The sequence below is a fragment of the Parasutterella excrementihominis YIT 11859 genome, from assembly GCF_000205025.1.
Classification (GTDB): Bacteria; Pseudomonadota; Gammaproteobacteria; order Burkholderiales; family Burkholderiaceae_F; genus Parasutterella; species Parasutterella excrementihominis.
Window position 1 is genome coordinate 21,590 of sequence record NZ_GL883677.1, and the last position, 21,360, is coordinate 42,949.

23 protein-coding genes are annotated in these 21,360 nt (G+C 51.7%); 10 read left to right on the forward strand and 13 right to left on the reverse strand.

Annotated features, from left to right (window positions below):
* Positions 1–2: 2 nt before the first annotated feature.
* Entirely contained in the window at positions 3–350 is a 348-nt protein-coding gene (locus tag HMPREF9439_RS00780) for a cytochrome c3 family protein (protein ID WP_008810892.1), read from the reverse strand.
* Positions 351–457: 107 nt separating this feature from the next.
* Positions 458–1,201 (reverse strand): Crp/Fnr family transcriptional regulator, encoded by a 744-nt coding sequence (locus HMPREF9439_RS00785; protein ID WP_008863346.1) that lies wholly within the window; start codon positions 1,199–1,201, stop codon positions 458–460.
* A 196-nt stretch (positions 1,202–1,397) separates the two neighbouring features.
* Here HMPREF9439_RS00785 and HMPREF9439_RS00790 point away from each other — a divergent pair, with 196 nt between their 5' ends.
* The 7 genes from HMPREF9439_RS00790 (at position 1,398) to HMPREF9439_RS00820 (ending at position 7,222) form a co-directional block, all read left to right on the forward strand.
* Positions 1,398–1,958 carry a tetratricopeptide repeat protein gene (locus HMPREF9439_RS00790; RefSeq protein WP_008863347.1) on the forward strand — a complete coding sequence of 187 codons (561 nt, stop codon included), beginning with the start codon at positions 1,398–1,400 and terminating at the stop codon, positions 1,956–1,958.
* Positions 1,959–2,012: 54 nt separating this feature from the next.
* Positions 2,013–2,570, forward strand: a complete 558-nt coding sequence (locus HMPREF9439_RS00795; protein ID WP_008810889.1) for a peptidylprolyl isomerase — start codon at positions 2,013–2,015, stop codon at positions 2,568–2,570.
* Positions 2,571–2,587: 17 nt separating this feature from the next.
* Entirely contained in the window at positions 2,588–3,079 is a 492-nt protein-coding gene (locus HMPREF9439_RS00800) for a peptidylprolyl isomerase (RefSeq protein ID WP_008863348.1), read from the forward strand.
* Positions 3,080–3,868 (forward strand): UDP-2,3-diacylglucosamine diphosphatase, encoded by a 789-nt coding sequence (locus HMPREF9439_RS00805; RefSeq protein ID WP_008863349.1) that lies wholly within the window; start codon positions 3,080–3,082, stop codon positions 3,866–3,868.
* Between the two features lies 1 nt (position 3,869).
* Positions 3,870–4,646, forward strand: a complete 777-nt coding sequence (locus HMPREF9439_RS00810) for a TatD family hydrolase (protein ID WP_008863350.1) — start codon at positions 3,870–3,872, stop codon at positions 4,644–4,646.
* Entirely contained in the window at positions 4,643–5,290 is a 648-nt protein-coding gene (locus HMPREF9439_RS00815; protein ID WP_008863351.1) for an ankyrin repeat domain-containing protein, read from the forward strand. Before HMPREF9439_RS00810 ends, HMPREF9439_RS00815 begins: the two co-directional genes overlap by 4 nt.
* Before the next feature lie 63 nt (positions 5,291–5,353).
* Positions 5,354–7,222, forward strand: coding sequence for a peptidase U32 family protein (locus HMPREF9439_RS00820; RefSeq protein WP_040603345.1), 1,869 nt, complete (start codon positions 5,354–5,356; stop codon positions 7,220–7,222).
* Here HMPREF9439_RS00820 and ccmI (HMPREF9439_RS00825) read toward each other — a convergent pair.
* Positions 7,219–8,076, reverse strand: a complete 858-nt coding sequence (gene ccmI, locus HMPREF9439_RS00825; protein ID WP_008863354.1) for a c-type cytochrome biogenesis protein CcmI — start codon at positions 8,074–8,076, stop codon at positions 7,219–7,221. The genes HMPREF9439_RS00820 and ccmI (HMPREF9439_RS00825) overlap by 4 nt on opposite strands.
* A 70-nt stretch (positions 8,077–8,146) precedes the next feature.
* Positions 8,147–9,796 (reverse strand): ammonia-forming cytochrome c nitrite reductase subunit c552, encoded by a 1,650-nt coding sequence (locus HMPREF9439_RS00830; protein ID WP_008810882.1) that lies wholly within the window; start codon positions 9,794–9,796, stop codon positions 8,147–8,149.
* A 269-nt stretch (positions 9,797–10,065) separates the two neighbouring features.
* On the opposite strand from HMPREF9439_RS00830, the gene HMPREF9439_RS00835 reads away from it, so the two are divergent.
* Positions 10,066–10,851, forward strand: a complete 786-nt coding sequence (locus tag HMPREF9439_RS00835) for a peptidylprolyl isomerase (protein ID WP_008863356.1) — start codon at positions 10,066–10,068, stop codon at positions 10,849–10,851.
* Positions 10,852–10,934: 83 nt separating this feature from the next.
* Here the strand turns inward: HMPREF9439_RS00835 and ccmI (HMPREF9439_RS00840) are convergent, their stop codons facing one another.
* Genes ccmI (HMPREF9439_RS00840) through ccmA form a run of 9 tightly spaced genes read right to left on the reverse strand, consistent with a single transcriptional unit; the run spans position 10,935 to position 18,085 of the window.
* Positions 10,935–12,311 (reverse strand): c-type cytochrome biogenesis protein CcmI, encoded by a 1,377-nt coding sequence (gene ccmI / locus HMPREF9439_RS00840; RefSeq protein ID WP_008863357.1) that lies wholly within the window; start codon positions 12,309–12,311, stop codon positions 10,935–10,937.
* Positions 12,308–12,820 (reverse strand): cytochrome c-type biogenesis protein, encoded by a 513-nt coding sequence (locus HMPREF9439_RS00845; RefSeq protein WP_008810879.1) that lies wholly within the window; start codon positions 12,818–12,820, stop codon positions 12,308–12,310. Before HMPREF9439_RS00845 ends, ccmI (HMPREF9439_RS00840) begins: the two co-directional genes overlap by 4 nt.
* On the reverse strand, positions 12,817–13,353 hold the full coding sequence (locus HMPREF9439_RS00850; protein ID WP_008810878.1) for a DsbE family thiol:disulfide interchange protein: 537 nt from the start codon (positions 13,351–13,353) through the stop codon (positions 12,817–12,819). The genes HMPREF9439_RS00845 and HMPREF9439_RS00850 overlap by 4 nt, the downstream gene beginning before the upstream one ends.
* A gap of 12 nt (positions 13,354–13,365) precedes the next feature.
* Positions 13,366–15,321 carry a heme lyase CcmF/NrfE family subunit gene (locus tag HMPREF9439_RS00855; protein WP_008863358.1) on the reverse strand — a complete coding sequence of 652 codons (1,956 nt, stop codon included), beginning with the start codon at positions 15,319–15,321 and terminating at the stop codon, positions 13,366–13,368.
* Positions 15,322–15,329: 8 nt separating this feature from the next.
* The gene (ccmE, locus tag HMPREF9439_RS00860) at positions 15,330–15,776 is read right to left on the reverse strand and encodes a cytochrome c maturation protein CcmE (protein ID WP_008810876.1); all 447 of its coding nucleotides are present in this window, start codon (positions 15,774–15,776) and stop codon (positions 15,330–15,332) included.
* Complete coding sequence (ccmD, locus tag HMPREF9439_RS00865; RefSeq protein ID WP_008810875.1) at positions 15,773–15,961, reverse strand: heme exporter protein CcmD; 189 nt, start codon at positions 15,959–15,961, stop codon at positions 15,773–15,775. The genes ccmE and ccmD overlap by 4 nt, the downstream gene beginning before the upstream one ends.
* A complete protein-coding gene (gene ccmC / locus HMPREF9439_RS00870; protein WP_008810874.1) occupies positions 15,961–16,698 on the reverse strand; it encodes a heme ABC transporter permease CcmC in 738 nt (245 codons plus the stop codon). Before ccmC ends, ccmD begins: the two co-directional genes overlap by 1 nt.
* Positions 16,699–16,718: 20 nt before the next feature.
* The gene (gene ccmB, locus HMPREF9439_RS00875; RefSeq protein ID WP_008863359.1) at positions 16,719–17,387 is read right to left on the reverse strand and encodes a heme exporter protein CcmB; all 669 of its coding nucleotides are present in this window, start codon (positions 17,385–17,387) and stop codon (positions 16,719–16,721) included.
* 2 nt (positions 17,388–17,389) lie between these two features.
* Entirely contained in the window at positions 17,390–18,085 is a 696-nt protein-coding gene (gene ccmA, locus HMPREF9439_RS00880) for a cytochrome c biogenesis heme-transporting ATPase CcmA (RefSeq protein ID WP_008863360.1), read from the reverse strand.
* 395 nt (positions 18,086–18,480) lie between these two features.
* Between ccmA and HMPREF9439_RS00885 the strand changes: the two genes are divergently transcribed.
* Complete coding sequence (locus HMPREF9439_RS00885) at positions 18,481–19,581, forward strand: hydrogenase small subunit (RefSeq protein WP_008810871.1); 1,101 nt, start codon at positions 18,481–18,483, stop codon at positions 19,579–19,581.
* A complete protein-coding gene (locus HMPREF9439_RS00890; protein WP_008863361.1) occupies positions 19,581–21,350 on the forward strand; it encodes a nickel-dependent hydrogenase large subunit in 1,770 nt (589 codons plus the stop codon). The genes HMPREF9439_RS00885 and HMPREF9439_RS00890 overlap by 1 nt, the downstream gene beginning before the upstream one ends.
* The last annotated feature ends 10 nt before the right edge of the window (positions 21,351–21,360 follow it).

The following is a 21,360-nucleotide window of genomic DNA, read 5'->3' on the forward strand; positions in this document are numbered from 1 at the left end:
AATTAAGGGACTTGGATGCTTTGTGCGCCTTTGTGACATTCGGCGCAGGCAATTACGGACTGAGAGTGGCCTTTGTGACACTGAAGGCATTCGAACGTATCGAAATGGGTTTTGTGAATGTTGGCGACCTTCTTGCCTTCGATTTCTAAAGCTTTGCCAGCAGGCTCTTCTCCATGACATTTTTGACAGGAGGCTTCGGAGACATTTGAGCTCGAAGGTTTGCCTTCCATGTGGCAGGCGGCGCAGTCCTGACCTTTAGCTGCATGAAGGTCTGCAACGCCCGCGGCTGAGGCGTTCAGCATAAATGCGCCAAAAGCTGCAAAGGTTAATACGACTAATTGTTTGTTCATCTTTCTTCCTTGTTCGAGGATGTTTTCAATATAAAAATGATGAACAACACTTGTTGTCAGCTATCTGACACTTTTACCAATGCCCCTTTGCTGCCGCTCCAAAAGTGTCAGGAAGCTGACGGTTTTTCTCGTCTTTTGCGAATGCGAACGGATGGCTGAGCTCCGTTTTCCAGCCAGTCAAAACAGCCGTCAATGAACTTTTTAGAGAGTTGCGTTTCGCCTTTCTTTCTCACGATGTCTCCGTTTGACTCAATTTCCGTATGAACTGAAGAAACCGATTGTCGGGAGGCGTTCACAAAGGCTGAGAGCTCAACAGCGGTCAGTGTCAACGGAATACTGACAAAACTTTTTTTCTCTGTGGATTTTCCGAAAGAAGCCGCCAGACTTGCGTAAAGAACCTGAAGGCGATCGGGAAGCGTTAAGGTCGAGTTGGCGATTAATGCTTCCATGCAGGATTCGTGATGCGCAATCACCGACAGCGTATGCGCATGCAAAAGCTCCGGGTTTTGGATAAGGAAGTCCCTGAAGATATCTCGTTTGATCAAGCGAACTTCCGAGTCGCGAAACGCACTGTCGTAAACGTTAACGGACTCATGAGTCAGACCGTCTACGTCTCCCATCAAAGAACCGGGAGGGATAAGCGAAAGATAATGATTTTTAAGGTGCTTATCCGGAAACGAGAATACGCCTAGGCCGCAGAGGACCAAAGCGATTTCTCCTGCGTCACCGCCGTTAAAAATCGAAGCGCCCTGCTTGAGGCGAAGATAACGTCCGTACTGATTGAAGAACTGTTGTATTCGCGGATCGATCTGAGGATGGATCCACGGCAATTGGCGAAAAACTTGTCTCATGATCACCTTCCGTCACCCTCAGATTACACACCCGCAGGATTTTTTGCACTTGTGACTTTCTCTAAGCAGAGGCCGAGAAAAGTCCGAATTCGGTCTCCGCAGTTGTAAATATTCTTGATTTTTGCGTTGTTTAGCCGAATTCCATAGAATCTTGACTAACATGTAAGTTTGTTCAAACAATAAGTACAGGTTCAATATGCGTCTGCCCTTGATCTTCGGTTGTGCAGTCCTCTCCGGTTTGCTTCTTTCAGCTCAGGTTTCCGCACAGGATAGCGTTCCGCTCTTCGGTGATAAGACCCCGGACATTGTGAATCCGGCCCGCTCGGTATCCCAGCTGATCAGCCGAGGCAAATACGCAGATGCCATGAATCTCGCAGACAAAGAATTGGCTGTCAATCCGCAGAACGTCAACCTTCGCTTCCTTCGAGGCGTTATCTTCATGGAAACGAAGAAAAATGACGAGGCAAAAAGAGTTTTTGAACAGCTGATTCGCGAATATCCCGAAATCGCAGATTCCTACAACAACCTCGCCGTCATCTATGCCGGCGAAGGCAACCTCGGACGCGCCCAGGATCTTCTGGAGCGTGCGCTGATGAACAACGCCTCATCCGTCACGACTTATTCCAACCTCGGTGATATTTACGCTGCTAAAGCTGCCGATATGTATGCCAAGGCGGCACGTTTGGCACCCAAGAACGGACGTTTAAAGGAAAAAGCTCAAATTGCTCAGGATCTGACGATTCGGACCGCTCCTTAATCTATTCTTTGCTGCAGGCATTCTCCTGCAGAATGTTTTTTAGGATTTAACTCCATGTTTAATGTCAAAAAACTGGCTTTCGGCGCCGCAATGCTGGCTGCCTCTGCTGTTTGCTTTGCTGCTCCTAAAGTTGAAATCGTTACCTCGGAAGGCAACATCGTTGTCAACCTTAACGAGAAAGCTGCTCCGACGACAGTAGCTAACTTCGTCAAGTATGCAAAAGAAGGTTTTTATAACGGTACGATTTTCCATCGCGTCATCAACAACTTCATGATTCAGGGCGGCGGTTTTGACCGAAATCTGCATCAGAAGAGCACGCACGCTCCGATCAAACTCGAAGATAAGAACGGTCTGAAAAACACCGTCGGTACCATTGCAATGGCCCGTACGAACAATCCTGATTCTGCTACCAGCCAGTTCTTCATCAACCTGAAAGACAACGACTTCCTTAACGGCACATCCACCAAGGACGGTTACGCTGTTTTCGGTGAAGTCGTCACCGGTATGGATGTCGTTCGCAAGATCGGCCGTGCTCCGACAGGATCCAAGGGTTTCATGGATGATGTCCCGGTTCGTCCCGTCATCATCGAATCCGTCAAAGTTTTAAAGTAATTTTTTAGGAAAAAGAAATGATCCGTTTAACTACAAACTTCGGCACTATCGATATTGAACTCGATTACAAGAATGCACCTGTTACTGCTTCTAACTTCGAACAGTATGTCAAAGACGGCCACTACAACGGCCTGATTTTCCACCGCGTCATCCCCGGCTTCATGATCCAGGGCGGCGGCTTCAAACCCGGCATGGACGAAGTCGGCACTCGCGAACCGATCAAGAACGAAGCCAACAACGGCTTGTCCAATGAAAAGTACACCATTGCTATGGCTCGTACGAACGATCCGCATTCTGCCAGCGCTCAATTCTTCATCAACGTCGCCGACAACAAGTTCCTCGATTTCAAGAGCGAAACAATGCAGGGCTGGGGCTATGCCGTATTCGGCAAGGTTGTTGCCGGTCAGGATGTTGTTGACAAGATCGCTAAAGTCCGCACCGGTAGAGTCGGTTGGTATGACGATGTCCCGACCGAAGATGTCGTTATCGAAAAAGCTGAGGTTATCTAAGTGTCATTCAACGGCGTTGTTCCTGCTGAGAGCTGTCTCTCCAAAATTCCTCCTTTGCAAAATCCCGTCTTTATCGCCGATTTGCATTTAGCTGCCGACAAACCGGCAACTAAGGAGGCCTTTTTCAAGTTCCTCAAAAACGACGCCGCTCGTTTCTCCGAGCTCGTCATTCTCGGAGACCTCTTCGAATTCTGGGCCGGAGACGATCATGCTCCGGCCTATGCCGACATTTTGGAAGCCCTCAAAGCTTTCTTCCTCAACGGGCACCGCATCTATGTGATGCACGGAAACCGCGACTTTCTGCTCGGTAAAGGTTTTACCGCAGCCACCGGTGCTCAGCTCATTGCAGACCCGATTCCGGTTCAAGTCGGATTTGATCACATCCTTTTGTCCCACGGCGATATGTGGTGCACGCTTGATCCTGAATATCAGCAGTTCCGTGCGACCCTGCGCAGCCCCGATGTCCAGCGTCAGATCCTCGGTGAAAAACTTGAACACCGTATCGCTTTGGCCGGAGGCCTGCGCAATCAGAGCGCCTATGACAACCAAGAAAAAAGCAAGGAAGTCATGGATGTCGTCGTCAATGACGTCGCCCGTTCCGTGCGACAATATAGAACCAAAATCATTATTCACGGACATACCCACCGTCCTGCACACCATACGCACGTCAATGAAGACTCGCGTTTCGACCGCTGGGTACTGCCTGACTGGGATTTCGAAAACGGTCGTTCCCGCGGCGGCTACCTGAGCTTCGAGAACGGATATATTCATTTCGGACATTTGGACTGAAATGCTGATCGATTCACACTCTCACATTGACGGAGCTGAGTTTCAGCTCGATATCGACGAAGTTTTTGCCCGCATGAAAGAGGCCGAAGTCGGAGGCGCCTTAGTCGCCGGCACATCGCTTCAGGATTACGAGCGGGGCTTGAATTTCGCCAATGCACATAAAAACGTTTGGTACGCCGCCGGCGTTCATCCGAGTACCAAGGATGACGACCATGAAGCGAGCATCGAAGAACTCGTCGGACTCACTCAACCACAGAAAGTCGTTGCCATCGGCGAATGCGGTTTGGACTACTACTATGAGGAAGCGCCTTACGATGCTCAGCTCGAGCGTTTTGCCCGCCACATCGAGGCCGCAAAACTGGCAAATCTGCCGGTAATTGTCCACTCTCGTGACGCACAGGAAGACACGATTCGTCTGTTAAAAGAGCACGACGCAGGTTCGACAGGCTTTGTGCTCCACTGCTTCACAGGCGATAAGAAAATGGCTCAAGATGCGCTCGATCTCGGCGGCTATCTTTCTTTTTCGGGTATCGTCACGTTCAAGAACGCAACTCAGATTCAGGAAGTCGCGTCCTGGGTTCCGAGCGATCGCTATCTCGTAGAAACCGATTGTCCTTACCTTGCTCCGATTCCGTTCCGCGGAAAACGCAACGAACCTTCCTACGTTCGTTACGTTGCTCGTAAGGTCGCTTTTCTGCGGGGAGAGACGCTCGAAAAAGTAGCTGAAGATTCCACCCAAAACTTTTTCAGATTATTCAGCAAGGCTGAATTACTATGATGTACCGCAAATTAGCTTTACTTGCCGCTTCCTGCCTTTTATCGGTTTCCGCATTCGCAACGACATACGACGATGCCGTGGATGCCACATTTAAAAACGATGCCGACGCCTTAGCTCCTCTGCTTGCGAAAGGTCTCGACCCGAATACCGTCACCTCCAGCGGTGCCGGCGAACCGCTTTTAATGCTTGCCATCCGCAAGAATGCAAACAACGTGATTGATCTGCTGCTTAAGCAGAAAAACATCAAGGTTGATCAACCCAATACACTGAAAGAAACCCCGCTGATGATCGCAATCTTCCTGAAAGACAACGACGTGGCGAAAAAGTTAATTGCTCACGGCGCCGCAGTTAACAATCCTAAAAACTGGTCTCCCCTGCACTACGCAGCCACGTCCGGCAACAAGGAAATGGTCAAGTACCTGATCAGCAAAGGCGCCGATGTGAACGCAAGAACGCTTCGCGGCATCACTCCGCTTTACATGGCAGCCAGAGAAGCCGATGCTGACACAGTCAAGCTCCTTTTGCATGCCGGAGCCCGCAAGGATTACTGTACCAACGATGAACTCGCTCCGTACGATATTGCCAAACAGCGCGGCAATTCGACTGAAGTGCAGAATCTTCTGAAATACGATCACTGCCGTTAATTCGCAGCACAAACTTATCACTCACGGCCCATCCATCCCGATGGGCCGGTTTTTTAATAAACCATGACACCGTCCCGTACTCTCGAACTTCTCGCTCCCTGCAAGACCTGCGATATCGGCATCGAAGCCTTCAAACACGGCGCTGATGCCGTCTATATCGGCGGACCGCTTTTCAGCGCCCGCGCCAATGCCGGGAACTCCATGTCGGAAATAGAGCGTCTTGCTTCCTTCGCGCACCGTTTCAACGGACGTGTCTATATGGCACTGAATACGATCTTTTCCGATGAGGAACTGCCGGAGGCCGTAAGGCTCGCCCATCAGGCTTACCACGCAGGCGTTGATGCGCTGATCGTTCAAGACATGGGACTGCTGATGTGCGATCTGCCGCCGATCCAGCTGCATGCATCCACTCAGTGCGATATCCGCACCACGGAAAAAGCCGTGTTTCTGGAATCCATCGGCTTTTCTCAGATCGTCCCTGCTCGTGAACTGACTTTGGGGCAGATCCAAGAGATGGCTGAAGCGCTGAAAACCGCCCGAATTGAATTCTTTATTCACGGCGCGCTTTGCGTCAGCTACAGCGGTCAATGCTACGCCAGTCAAGCCTTTAAAGGCCGGAGCGCCAACCGCGGAGACTGCGCGCAAATCTGCCGCCTCCCGTTTGACCTCTTTGACGAGGAAGGCAAATCTATCAGCCGCGGCAAACATCTCCTTTCCTTGAAAGACAACAACCAGTCTCAGAACCTAGACGCCCTCATTGCCGCCGGCGTTCGCAGCTTCAAGATTGAAGGCAGATACAAGGACCTGACTTACGTCAAGAACACGACTGCTTTCTATCGTCGAGAACTTGATGCTTGGCTGGAAAAGCACCCGGACTTCGAAGCTGAGAGCGACGGAAAAGTCGAATTTAACTTTGAGCCCTCGCTCGAGAACGCTTTCAACCGCGGAGCAACCGACTACTTTGTCAACGGCCGCAGCGACCATATGGAGGCCTTCAGCACGCCGAAAAATTCCGGCGCCGTCATCGGCCAGGTCGTCAAAGTTAACGACCGCTCCTTCCTCGTTAAAACCAAAGAAGAACTCCATAACGGCGACGGCCTGACTTTCTTTACCGACACGGATGAACTTTCAGGGCTTCTGATCAATCGTGCCGAACAAAAAGACACCGGTCTTTGGGAAGTCTTCACGCGCGAGCCCTGCAGCCGAATCACCGGCCTGAAAGAAGGTCTCCGCTTAATGCGCAATAAAGACGCGGCTTGGCTTAAACGAATGAATGCCGAGACTGCGCTCAGAAAGATCCCGATTCGCATCGAAGCTTCCGTCGGCCCGAACGGCATCGATATCCGTGCCGATGACGGTCACGGTCATCAATCCGAGGTTTCTCTTTTAGAACCTCTCCCGGAAGCCAAGAATCCGCAGGCAGTCAAAGAACAGGTTCTGCGCGCCTTGGGCAAACTCGGCTCCACCGACTTTGTTGCCGACAATATCCAAATTGAGGGAGATCATCCCGGTTTTATGAGCGCTTCTGTGCTTAACGGTCTTCGCAGAGAGCTGATCTCTCGCTTGGAAGAGGATCGTTCTCAAAAGAGAGAAATTCTTCCGCAGGCAGGAGATGACACATCCGCCGTCTTCCCGGTTAAAGAACTGGACTATCACGGCAATGTCATGAACAAGAAGGCGCTTGAGTTTTACAAACTTCACGGAACTCAAGTCACCGAACCTGCCTTTGAGAAAGGACAGCATAAAGGCGAAACAGAAGTCATGCGCTGCCGCTACTGCATTCGTCACGCTTTGAACATCTGTCCGAAACAAGGCAAGCTGCGCGGCGAGAAAATCAAACCGACTCCGCTGAAGCTTCGAAACGGCAAAATTGAACTCACGGCTCACTTCCACTGCAAGCCGTGCGAAATGTCGTTGACTACGAAGGTCTAAAACCTGAAGTTCATTTGAGCACGGTTCTTGGCATCCGAGATGGCATCCAAGAGCCGCGAATACGCCGGAGAATCCTGAGGCGTCAGAAGCAGCAGCTCCTGCCAAAATTCGACTGCTTTGCTGTATTGACCACTTTGGTAAGCCACGATTCCGCCGAGCTCAAGCGCTCGAATGTTGGAGGGCTCCAGCTTTACGGCTTGCTCAAGATCAGATACTGCCTGAGAGCGGAGCATGGGATCCGACGTTTCTAGGGCAAAGACAGCGCGCTGAACGCGATAATCCGCCGTTTTGGCAACTCCGTTCGGAGATACGTGAAAGGCCTCATTCATCGCATTTACGGCCTCTTTATATTGCCCCTCCCTCCCGAATTCATCAGCCAGCGCAAGCCACGCACGAACCGCTCTAGGGCTTTCTTTAAGGAAAGTCTTGAGTTGTCCGATCCGGTCGGCCGGGTGTGCAGCTGCCTGCGCTTCCGGTGTTCCTTTATAAGTTACAAGGGAAGGATTAGCCCAGGAAAAATAAAGGAAAACAGCGGTTAAGGGAACGAGGAGACAAAGAAAAATAGAAACCGGCTTTACCCAGCTCGGATTGCGGTATGCAACGTTGGGAGTTGCGGTTTCCTCGACTGCCCTAGCCTCAAGCTCGGAAAGTTCTGCGTCGTAGACAGCTTTGGAGATTCTGTGTTCGGCCAATTCTTGATTCAGGGTTTGGAATTGATCCTGATAAACCAGGCGATTGAGCCCTGTGTTTTCGACTTCCGTTTTAGAAGAAGAACGGAGGCCGATATAAAGACAAACTTCTAAAAGCAGAAGCAGTGCTGCGGCGCAGATCCAAAAGATAAGATCGGAGGACATTCACAACTCCTGCTTTTAGGTTTATCCGTCAAACCGGCGGTTAACCGGTTTGACGAAAGATTAAATCAAATTACTTCTGGGCGGTCTGCTGAGCCTGGGGCTGAGCTTGTGCAGCAACTTTAGCAGCAACTGCGTCGCGGAGAAGTTTTGTTGCTTTCTGAGAGGCGGCCACGGATTTTGCCAGGGACTCTTTAGCCTGAGGCATATTGTGGAACCAAGAACCGTTGGAAGCGGTCCACCATTCCCAGTTGGTATGAGCAACAGAGTGGAGATCCTGAGCCTGTTTGATAACGGCAGGATCAACACCGGCGTCGTTAGCCTGTCTGAAGGCGATGAACATCTGGCCCATGGAGGCTTCGGCTTCACGAAGTTTGCCGTTGTAGTGAGCATTCATGGAGTCAAGAACCTTGTTCATCTGAGCTTCGGTCTTGTCCTTATGACACTGCAGACAGGTTTCCTGGATATATGCACGCGGTGTGGTTGCCCAGTGAGAGGTGTAAACGTCGCCGTTTGCATCTTTAACCTTCGGCATGTGGCAGGCTGCGCAGCCGACGCCCATTTGGTCATGCTTGGAGTTCCAATAGACTTCGGTGTCCGGGTGCTGCATCTTGGTTAGAAGAGCGCCGGTCTGATTGTGCTTGAAGTCCTTGAAAGAAGCATGTTTGTAGAAGTCTTCAATGCGGGTGACATCAACCAGCGGGAAGAGGTTCGTGCGCGGGTCGTCCATCTTGATGGGCTTGCCGGTAGCAGGATCGGTACCCGGGTTGCAGTTGTATTCAACGTGGCACTGTGCGCACATGAGTTTGCTGTCGGGTTTGCCGAGGATGGCGATCTTGCGGGTGAAGCCGCGAAGACCCATATCCTTAACTTCAATCGGAGTCTTGTTGGCGGATTCCGAATAAAGTGTCGGGTAGTCGGTACGAGTCATGGCCTGGATCAATGCGTCGCGAACGATACGGGGCTGAGCACTGTGCGGGTCATGGCACATGTTACAGTTCAAAGCATGGTTGATGTTGTGAACCAGATCGACCGGGTTGGAAGCACGGCTCCACTTGGCCTTAGTGTTCGGGTCGCCCAAGTAGGCCCAATCCATCATGACGTCTGTAGATTTGCAGGTCCAGCAAACAGGGTTGGCTGCGGCTGCAGTACCGGGTTTATGAGGCTTCTGAGCGTTGCCGGGGATCGTGTCATCGATCTTTTCCCAGACGCCGAAGAAACCGCCGTTGTCACCGCTGAAGAGCCAGCCTTCTTTCGGTTGGAAGCGGCCGCCGAAGGAGCGGTCGGCAATAAACTGGTCGACTGCTGCATAAGCGTGCGATCTCGGCAGGTTGTGTTCTTTCACAAAGCCGTGAGCTCCGAGTGCTTCATCAAAGAAGGGATTCGGAGAGATGTTGTTCAAATTCTTCTTGGAATCGCGAGCGATACGATGATCGTTAACCTTGTACATCGTTTCGAATTGATTCGGGTGGCAGCTGCTGCACTGCTGTGGACTCATGGAAACCGTCGGATGAGTCTTAGGATTCTTTAAATGGTCAGCAGTACCGTCATGGCAGGTTGCGCACGGAAGGTTCGCATGTTTGGAACCGGTGTGCAGTGTGCCGATGTTGGAGTGACAGGCGGTACAGTTCGCATCATTCTGAGCCGGAGCTGCATAAGAAACGCCAAAGTACCCGATCAATGCCAAAGCGAGGACAGAAGGAAAAAGGGGCATTTTTGTCATTTTTAAGTCCTTAAAAAGACCGAAACTTTTTCTTGGTGTATGTGAACCGAAATATTTGTTCACAATGTAAGTTTGAAGTCTTATGAGTCTTAATTCAACCTTAAAAACGGTGTACCTCCTAATTTCTCTCTTATCTACCTCTTCAGAGATAAGAACAATGCCGTAGCCATTTCGCGTTTTATTCCCAAAACACGGGAAGGGTCGACCATACGAAAATTTAGTCAATAAAATAACAAGAAAATTTGATTTCTCAACAAGAAGGTAGCTTCATGAAAAAAATTAAACTTTTGACTGCTCTGGCCCTGGCATCCGCAGCTTTTGCTGTTTCTGCCCAGAACATTGCCACCGTGAACGGCAAACCGATTCCTAAGTCTCTCCAAGACGAATGGGTCGCCCAGCTCGTAGCAAACGGCGGTAAAGACACTCCGGAAGCACGCCGTCAAATTACCGAAAATTTAGTGGCCAACGCTTTGGTTGAACAGGAAGCCGCAAAACGCAAGATTTCTGACGATCCCAAAGTTAAGTTCGCTTTAGATTACGCCAAATTCCGCATTCTTCAGGAAGCGCTTCTGAGAGATGAGATGGCTAAGCACCCGGTCAGCGAAAAAGAAATCAAGGCTCGCTACGAAGAAGAAAAAGCAGCCCTTGGCAATAAAGAATATGAAGTCAGCCACATTCTGGTCAAAGATCAGAAGACCGCTGAGAATATTGAAAAGAAACTGGCTGCCGGCGGCAACTTCGCTGCTTTGGCCAAAGAATTTTCTGTTGACACCGGCGCCAAAGAAAACGGCGGAGACTTAGGCTGGAACCGTCCTGCGGTATTTGTTAAACCGTTTGCCGACGCCGTCAAGAACATGAAGAAAGGCGAAATTTCCAAGGCACCGGTTAAAACCGAATTCGGCTGGCATATCATCAAGGTCAACGATGTTAAGGAAGTCCCCTTCCCAACTTACGACTCTGTTAAGGATCAGATCCGCGAAGGTCTGGAGCTGAAAAAACAGCAGAACTTCCTCAATGAACTGATGAAGACCAATAAGATCGAATACGGCAAATAATCCATTCGGAACCTAGCAAAAAACCGGCGCGAAGCCGGTTTTTTGCGTTTAAGCGGAGAAGGAAATCTTCTCCGTTCGTTTTGTTAGCGAGCAACCACATTCGTTAACTTGAGCGTTACATCGTCAGCGCCGACCTTAACAGGAGCGGAAGTCTGCCCCTCCAGATCTCCGTTCACAGGCATCATCTGCTGAGCATAGCCTAAACGAGCCGTGATCATGACGGTGTCATGCTCGTCTAACGTGCCGCCGCCCATATCCATCGGCGGAAGCATGGTGTTGTCGAGCTTGAAGTGAACCGGGAAGCTCAGCACTTTGATCTTCAACTGAGCAATCGGTGCTCGGCTGCCGCTTGCCGGACGAGCGGTCACGTAAAGCGTGTCAAATTTGGCCGCCTGCTCTTCCAGTTTTGGATCCAGTTCCACCACGCCGGAAATGAAATGCGTCGCCTTCATCGCCTGTGCGGGAACCGGTGTCTGTCCCATCGGAGCAGAACCGTTCTTCATCATCTGGCTCATCATCGGGACAGCTCTATCATCCTTATTGACAGGGTTGCCAAAATCTAGCGTATCCTGAACCGGTCCGACAATATTGCCGAGTTTACGGGCTTCCTGAATACTGCCGATCACGGCTGCACGCATATCGTCGTTCGCAGAAAGCGTGCCGAGAAGACGTTCCCAATACATCACTGCGTGACGATAGTCGCCGCGGTTGAAGTAATCGGTACCGCCCATCATCAGAGCTTTCCAGTTGGTCGGATCAATCTTGAGGGCTTTCTGTACGAGTTCCCAAGGTTTGCCGCTGAGATCCTGACCCTGAACCATCGCAATCGCGTCAGCCAAGTCAACCATGATGGCAGGATTGCCCGGAGCCAGCTGATCGGCCTTAGTAAAGGCAGCTTCGGCTTCCTTGTAATTCTTCATGGTCAGCATGGTGCGTCCGAGCATCATCCAGCCCTGAATGTCACCCGGAGTTTCTCTGAGATGATCACGCAGCTTCTTCAGTGCGGAATCCATGTCGTGCATTTCGCCAGCCTGGCGGACAACCGTACCGGTGTTGTAATCCACCACGCCTTCATTGATACCGCCGTCTAAGCGGAAGTCACCGAGATGCTGTGTAGCAGCCCACATAGCCACGGCAAAGAAAGGAACAACCAGAACCAAGACAAAAACCGTGTAAACGCCGGCTTTTTGATTGGTCGGTTCGACCTGCTTTTCAGGAATGGATTCTTCAATCACGCGGCGCTCGAGCTCGAGACGGCTTTCGTCATATTCATTCTGAGAAATTGCGCCACGGGCCAATTCGTCTTCCAGTTCTTTGAACTGGTCGCGATAGATCGCAATATTAGCCTGAGGAAGCTCTTCGGCGCCCGTGTCCTTTTTACGGAATGTCAGCAGCGGAATACAAATGATCAAAAGCAGGACGATGATCATCGCTCCGGCTGAAAGTAAAAATGTCATCATTTGGCATCTCTCCTTTTCGCCGGTTCAGTTCCGCGAAGGAGCTCTTCGGCACGTCGTTTTTGTTCTTCCGTCAGTTCGACGGGTTTAAGTTTCTTGCGTTTTGCCATCGTGTAGAACAGTCCGCCTAAGGCGAGAACCAGAAAAAGAATCGGTCCGAGCCAAAGCAGAAGCGTACTCATCTTGAAAGGCGGATTGTAGAGAACGAAGTCTCCGTAACGGTCGACCATGAAGTCGATAATCTGCTGATTCGTCTTGCCTTCTGCGATCTGTTTGACGACCTGCTTTTTAAGGTCCATCGCAAGCTCGGCATTACTGTCGGCGATTGACTGGTTCTGGCAGACCAGGCAGCGCAGCTGGGCAGAAATTTCTGCCACGCGTTTGTTTGCCACAGGGTCAAGAATCGTCGGCTTGACGTCAGGCTGTGCCGGACTCTGCTGTGCAGGCTGAGCATGAGCTCCGGTCAGTGCAAAAGCTGTAAAAAACAGTGCGAGTAAAAATTTCTTCATCATTCTGCTTTCAGTTGATTGATGAGAGGATGAATCTTCTTATCCCAGGCTTCCGGAGTGATCGGGCCGATCTGCTTGTAGCGAATCACGCCTTTCTTATCAATCACAAAGGTCTCGGGAACACCGTAGACACCGAAGTTGATGCCCACTTCACCGGTCGGATCTTTAATGGAGAAGTCATAAGGGTCGCCGCCCTGGCGCAGGAAGCGCATCGCGTCGGCATCCTTATCTTTGTAATCTAAGCCGATGATCGGGACGATCTTCTGGCCGCCCTTGCCGACCTTAACCATGGTCGGATGTTCCTGGCGGCAGGAACCGCACCAGGAGGACCAAACATTCAGCAGCCAGACCTGGCCCAGCATGTCCTTTTTAGAGACAACTTTGTTCGGGTCATCGAGTCTCGGCAGAGAAAACTCCGGTGCAGGTTTTCCGATCAGCGGAGAAGGCACTTCTCGCGGGTCGCGGTTCAAACCCACCATGAGGAAGATCGCCAGTGCCAGGAAGATGACCAGCGGAAGAACATATTTCATTTTCATGATTCAAATCCCCTACTCTGCCTGGGCGCTGCGGACGCGGCGGCGAGTTCTGTAGCGTTTATCCAACATGGCGATAAAGGCACCGAAAGACATGATGAGCGTGCCCCACCAAATCCATGTCACGAAAGGCTTGTCGTAGGCGCGAACCACCCATGCGCCGTCGACGGTCTGGTCACCCATGGATACGTAGACGTCGCCGGTAATCGAAGAGCTGATCGCTGCTTCGGTCATGGGCATCTGACTGGAGAAGTACTTGCGTTTCTGAGGTGTCAGGGTCGCAACTTCTTTGCCGTTTTCCGTGACCTTAAACACACCTTCGTCAGCGATGTAGTTCGGGCCGCGGATACCGCGTTTGACGTCTTCAAACTTGAAGTCGTAAGAACCGACGTTGACCTCGTGGCCCGGCGTCATCGTGACGTCGCGCTCCAGAGAGTACGTCATGACCATGCCGATACCGACGATGGAAACGGCAACACCCAAGTGCGCAATCATCATGCCCCACCAAGAGCGGGAGAGTTTGAAGATCTTGCCGAAGAAATTGCCCTTGAAGTTGCGGATGTTTTCACGCAAAGATTCAATGAAGGTGAATAAGACCCACCAAGAGAGCGTCAGACCGACAAAGAGCCAGGTACTCCAGCCTTTGATCAGCGGGGTGGCAGCGCCGAGAATCACTGCGGCGATAAAGCACCAGGCCGTACGTTTGACGATGTCGGAAATCTTGGCGTCTTTCCAGCGTACCAGTGGCCCGATACCCATGAGAAGAATCACAGGCACCATGATCGGTCCGAAAACGGAATCAAAGTAAGGAGGTCCGACGGAAATCTTGCCAGCATTCAGCGCGTCAATAAACAGCGGATAGAGCGTACCCAAGAGGACGGCCAGCATGGCGACAACGAGAAGCACGTTGTTCACAAGCAGCATCGCTTCTCGAGAGAACAGTTCGAAGGCGCCGCCGGTACCGACTTTAGGTGCTCTCCAGGCAAATAGAAGCAGAGAGCCGCCGATCACCAGAACGAGGAGTCCGAGAATGAAGAGGCCGCGCTGCGGGTCGGTCGCGAAAGCGTGCACACTGGTGAGCACGCCGGAACGGACGAGGAAAGTGCCAAGCAGCGACAGAGAGAAAGTGATCAGAGCCAGAAGAACGGTCCAAATCTTGAAGCAGCCGCGTTTTTCGGTCACGGCCAAAGAGTGAAGCAGTGCGGTTGCTGTGAGCCACGGCATGAAGGAAGCGTTTTCAACCGGATCCCAGAACCACCAGCCGCCCCAGCCTAATTCGTAGTAAGACCAGTAGGAACCTAAGGAAATACCGAGGGTCAGGAAAATCCAAGCTGCGCTTGTCCAAGGACGGGTCCAGCGAGCCCAAGCTGCGTCCAGGCGGCCGCCGATCAAAGCAGCAACGGCAAACGCAAAAGGAACGACCATACCGACGTAACCCATATAAAGCAGAGGCGGATGGAAAACCATACCCGGGTCCTGCAGCAGCGGGTTCAGGTCTCGGCCTTCGTGAGCAGCCGGGAACAGACGAATGAACGGGTCACTGGTAAGGAGCATGAAAAGCGTCAGGCCGACGGAAATCAGACCCATAACACCGATGACGCGGGCCATCACGTCCTGCGGGAGGCGGCGAGAACAGACGGCAACCGCTAAGCCCCAAAGAGCCAGCAGCAGTGTCCAGAAAAGAATGGAGCCTTCATGAGAGCCCCAAGTGGCCGACAAACGGTAGAACCACGGCAGCATGCTGTTGGAGTTGTTTGCCACGTTCATGACGGAGAAGTCACTTGTGTAGAAACACCAAGCCAAACAGCAGAATGCGAACGTGCAGAAAACAGCGTTGGCAAACACGGCCGGACGAGCCACGTTAACCCAGCTGCGCACGCCTAATGCGGTACCCGCCAAGGGAAGAAGACCTTGGATCAGGGCCGCAATCAGGGCCAAGATCAAGGAAAAATGACCTAACTCTGCAATCATTTCAACTCCTACTCTTTCATGGCGCGAGCTTTCTTATGCGCGTCCTGCACGGCTTTTTCAGCCTCGGGCGGCATATAGTTCTCGTCATGTTTTGCTAAGACTTGGTCAGCCACAAAAACACCGTTTTGCAGTTTTCCCTGAGCGACCACGCCCTTGCCTTCTTTAAACAAATCGGGCAGGCTGCCCTTGTATGTCACGGGAACGGTATGAGCCGTATCCGTCACCTCGAAGCGAACCGTCACGCCGTCTTTCTGACGCTGAACGGAACCTTCCTGTACAAATCCGCCGATGCGGAATGCTCTGCCTTCCGGCGCTTCATGAGCTGCTACCTGGGAAGGGGAGAAGAAAAACACGAGGTTCTCTTCAAATGCATTGAAAACCAGGGCCGCAGCGGCACCGCAAATTATTAAGCCTCCGGCTATGAGCCCGAGACGTTTTTTCTGTGTGCTGTTCATAAATCCTCCTCAGCTTGGTGCGCGCGTGCTTCCATCAGCAGCTCTTTTGCCGCTTTCTGTCTTCTGCGCACCAGCCCGAACACTTCGCAAATAAAACAAAAGAAAACCATTCCGTAGGCGCCCCACACGTACTGTGCGTAACCGCCCATCGCAAAGAAATCTGAAATTCCGGACCACTGACCCATTACAGTTCTCCTTTAAGCGCAAGTTGCTGTGCCCATTCCTGATTGCGTTCGCGCTCCAAAATCACAGAACGCAGACGGACGAAGGTCACTGCAAAGGTGTAAAGCCAAAAACCGATGACCATCAGAGCCAGAGCCCAAAGCATCACCGGATGAATAGACGAACCCGAAGCTGTAATGGAAGCCCCCTGATGAAGCGTGTTCCACCACTGAACCGAGAAGTAAACGATGGGTACGTTGATCACGCCGACAATGCCGATCACCGCGCAGGCCTTATCAGCGCGGCGCCAATCGGGAATGGCGTTCTGCAGCGCGATATAACCTAAATAGAAGAAGAACAGAATCAAGGCACTGGTAAGACGCGCGTCCCAAACCCAGTAGGCGCCCCATGTCGGGCGCCCCCAGAGAGAACCGGTCCAAAGTGCAAGGAAAGCCATCAGACAGCCGGTCGGTGCTAAAGAGGCAGCAACCATCGGCCAAAGGCGGTTTTCTGTAATCAGGCCCAAAGAGCAGAAGATCGCCATCACCACATAAAGCAGCATGGCCATCCAGGCGCAAGCGACGTGGATATAAAGAATGCGGTAGGAGTTGCCCTGTGTTGCGTCGACCGGTGCCAGAAAAAAGCCGACATACATCGCCGCAAGAATGACGATAATGGCCAAAATAAAGCACGGCCGCAGCGCCTTTCCGGCAAAACTGTACATCCCCTCAGGAGTAAGGATTGACTTGTTAGTTTTCATAATGCGTCCAAAAAAGCAAATTAATCCGATGCAAATCTCAGCGCTGCTGAGGTTGCGACAGGCATCACGACTAAAGAGAAGAGCGTGAGCGCGCCGACAATAAAGAAATAAGCGGCTGAGTTAATCCCGACTGCCACTGCTTCTGCAGCTCCAGCGCCGAAAATCAAAACAGGAATATACAAGGGAAGAACGAGAAGCGACGTCAATACGCTTCCGCCTCTGAGTCCGAGTGTGAGCGCAGCTCCGACACTGCCCACTAAACTCAGCACCGGCGTACCGATGAAGAGCGAACTCATCATGACCAGCGCAACATCGGCTTGTAGGTCGAACATGAGCGCAAACAAGCCGGAGATTAATGTCAGAGGAATACCTGTGGTGAGCCAATGCGCAAAGACTTTTGCGATGACGATAACCGTTAAAGGCTCACCGGAAAGAAGCATCTGCTCCAATGTTCCGTCTGCATAGTCATTGGCAAAAAGACGCGGGAGTGAAAGCAAAGCGGCTAAGAGCGCTGCAACCCAGACGACGCCGGGTGCAATCATTCTTAAGAGCTGCTGGTCGGGTCCGATTCCGAGCGGAACCAGGGTCACAACCACAATAAAGAAGAAGACCGTGTTTAAAACATCGGATCTTTGACGGAGGGCTAATTTGAGATCCCGCCGAACAACGGCTAAGAATAATCGAAACATGATTAAGCCACCTCTCCTGCCAAATCGTGTTTTTTAACCATCCTGCCGTTCAACCAGCGGCCGCCCGTCAGTTCGATGCGCTGAACATTATTGGCTGCAATCGGGACTTCCTGATGCGTCGTAAAAGCCACAATTCCGCCTTCATTAACATGCTCGACAATTAGATTGGCTAAATTTGCCACGGCTTTAACGTCCAAAGCTGTGAAAGGTTCGTCTAAGACCCAGAATCCTGCGTGGCGGCTAAGGTAAAGACGGGCAAGTGCAACGCGTCTTCTCTGACCTTGAGAAAGGTGACGCGTGTAGTGATCTTCAAAGCCTTCAAGACCCACCATTGCGAGTGCGTGATCGGCCTGTTCTTTAGTGACCGGATGCTCCCCGATCTCACAATTAATAAGAAGGTTTTCTCGGGCAGTGAGCTCGTCTTTGACACCGTTTAAGTGCCCGATGTAAACGAGATCTTTCCAGAACTCTTCTTTGAGCTTTTTAATGGGTTCGTTTTTCCAAAGGATTTGACCTTCCTGGGGCTGCATTAAGCCGACAAGAAGACGCAGGAGACTGGTCTTGCCTGTGCCGTTGGGTCCTGCAATACGGACCAGGGTGCCGGCAGCGCACTGGAAATTCAGCTTGGAAAACAGCAGCCGCTCTCCGCGTATACATCGAACCGACTGAAGCTCAAGCTTGGCTTTCTCTTCTGACATAAATTTTTATAAATGGGATCCGGATGCGAAAAATTTTAAGAATCGACGATTAAACAAACCTTATAACGAGTTGTAAAAATGCAAACCGTGAATTACCGCAGGCTTACGACTGCGGAATTCTGGGGCGTTTTGTTAAATTCGGATCAAAAGACAAAAATGAAAAATCGGATTCAGATTTGAAGTGTCAAGAGGCTGATTTGTTGTCAGTGTAACGGTAGATGTAACATTTTTATTTGAATTTTTAAGACAACTTACTGTTTTTACATATAAATTTAATTGACTTAATTACTTACCATTTATAGGGAAAATGCTTAGAATATCCTTAAGTTCCCTGGGAAATCCTTCCCGGGAGTGTGAGTTTTAACAACCCCTGCAACTACTGAGAAGATGCTTCTATGACAGAAACTAACTATCAATTGATGCGGCGGCAAGGTGTCTCAAGACGCAGTTTCCTTAAATTCTGCTCTTTGACAGCCGCTTCCCTCGGACTCGGTGCAAACGGCGCAGCGGACATCGCCCACGCGATGGAAACTAAACCACGTACTCCGGTTATCTGGCTCCACGGCCTGGAATGCACCTGCTGTACTGAATCTTTCATTCGTTCCTACCATCCGCTGACCAAAGACGTCATCCTTTCGATGATTTCTCTGGCCTACGACGACACACTGATGGTCGCTGCCGGTGAACAAGATCACCAGGCCCTCGAAGACGTCATGAAGAAATTCAACGGCAACTACATCCTGGCTGTTGAAGGATCTCCCTGCCTCGGCGCTGACGGCATGTTCTGTCTGCCCGGCGGCAAACCCTTCCTTGAAAAACTAATGCACGTTGCTAAAGGCGCAAAGGCCGTTATCGCCTGGGGCTCCTGCTCTTCCTGGGGCTGCATCAACACAGCCAAACCGAACCCGACAAAATCTGTTCCTATTACAGATGTCATCAAAGATAAGCCGATTATCCGCGTACCGGGCTGCCCCCCGATTCCGGAAGTCATGACAGGCGTCATCACTTACATGCTGACATATGACCGTCTGCCTCCGGTTGACGCTCAGCTTCGTCCGAAGATGTTCTACGGCCAGCGCAACCACGATAAGTGCTATCGCCGCGCTCACTTCGACGCAGGTCAGTTCGTTGAAAAATTCGACGACATCGGCGCCAAACTCGGCTACTGCCTCTACAAGGTCGGCTGCAAGGGACCTGTCACTTACAACTCCTGCTCTTCTATCCGTTGGAACGACATGCTGTCTTGGCCGGTTGAATCCGGACATCCGTGCTTGGCCTGCTCCGAAGACAACTTCTGGGATAAGGGCAGCTTCTACGCTCACGAACCGACCATCCTGCCTCCGAGCTGGGGTCTTGGCATCCAGGCTACTGCTGACCGCGTAGGCTTGGCTGCTCTTGGCGTTATGGGTGCCGCTGTGGCTGTTCACGCCGCTGCAAGCGCCGTCGCTCGCGCCAAGTCAAAAGAAGTCAACAAGGACATGGGAGTAAATGAATAATGGCAAATAAGAAAGTTGTTGTTGACCCTGTAACCCGAATCGAGGGTCACTTACGTATGCAGGCCGTCCTCGATGAAAACAATGTCATCGTCGACGCAATGTCAACCGGCACGATGTGGCGCGGTCTTGAAGTCATTCTGAAGGGACGCGACCCCCGTGATGCATGGGCCTTTGTGGAACGCGTCTGCGGCGTCTGCACCGGTATTCATGCTCTGTCTGCCGTTCGCGCGGTTGAAGACGCTCTCGGAATCCAGATTCCGAAGAACGCCAACATCATCCGCAACCTGATGAACGCTACGCTGTACAGCCAGGACCACCTGACTCACTTCTATCAGCTCCACGGCTGCGACTGGATTGACGTCGTCTCCGCTTTGAGCGCCGACCCGAAGAAGACCAGCGAAATCCAGCAGTCCATTTCCACGCATGCTCTCTCCTCTCCTGCTTACTTCAAAGAAGTTCAGGACCGCTTGAAAGCATTCGTCGCCAGCGGCCAGCTCGGTATTTTTGCTAACGCTTACTGGGGCAACCCCGGCTACAAACTTCCTCCGGAAATCAACCTTCTGGGCGTTACTCACTATCTCGAAAGCTTGGACTTCCAGCGCGAAATCGTTAAGGTCCACGCTATCGTCGGCGGCAAGAACCCCCACCCGAACTATCTGGTTGGCGGCGTTCCCTGCCCGATTAACATGAGCGACACAGGTGCCCAGGGCATCATGATCAACCAGGTTTGGATGAACTTCCTGCGCGATGTGGCTAAGTCCACCATCCGCTTCATCGATGAAGTCTACTATCCTGACCTGATCGCTATGCAGGCTTACTACAAAGACTGGTACAAGATCGGCGGAGGCCTCGCCAACAAGAATCTGCTCTGCTACGGCGACTTCCCGGCTTATGCCAACGATATGTCCGAAAAGAGCCTCGTTATGCCGAACGGCGCCGTTATCGACGGCAAGTTCGACCAGATTCTTCCGGTTGACCTTAAGGATCCCAACCAGATCAAAGAATTCGTTGATCACTCTTGGTACTCTTATCCGAAACCCGACGAAGGTCTGCATCCTTGGGAAGGTATCACCGACCCGAACTTCGACCTCGGCAAAGCCGGCGTCGATTACGAAGGCACCAAGACCGACATCAAGTGGCTCACCACAAACGCCCGCTACTCTTGGATCAAAGCTCCGAGATGGAACGGACACGCTATGGAAACCGGTCCCCTTGCACGTATGGTTGTCGCCTACGCCAAGAAGATGCCGCGCCAGAAAGAACTCGTCGACCGCGCTCTTGCTCAGGCCGGCGTACCTGTCGAAGCTCTCTTCTCCACGCTCGGCCGTACCCTCTGCCGCGGTTTGGAAGCCAAGATGTGCGCTCAACTCATGCTCGAATACGTTGATGAACTCGAAGCCAACATCAAGGCCGGTGACGAAGTCGCTGCCAACATGGATAAATGGGAACCGAGTACTTGGCCGAAAGAATGCAAAGGCGTCGGTCAGTGCGAAGCTCCGCGCGGTGCCCTCGGACACTGGTGCGTTATTAAAGACGGCGTGATCGAAAACTGGCAGGCTGTTGTTCCGTCTACGTGGAATGCTTCTCCGCGTGACACCAAGGGCCAGCTCGGTGCATACGAAGCCGCTCTGCTCGGCACACCTGTTGCCGTAGCTGATCAGCCTCTCGAAATCTTGCGTACGATCCATAGCTTTGACCCGTGCTTGGCCTGCGCAACTCACGTCATGTCGACCAGCGGTGAGGAACTCTGCAAAGTTCAAGTCCGCTAATTAGGAGGTT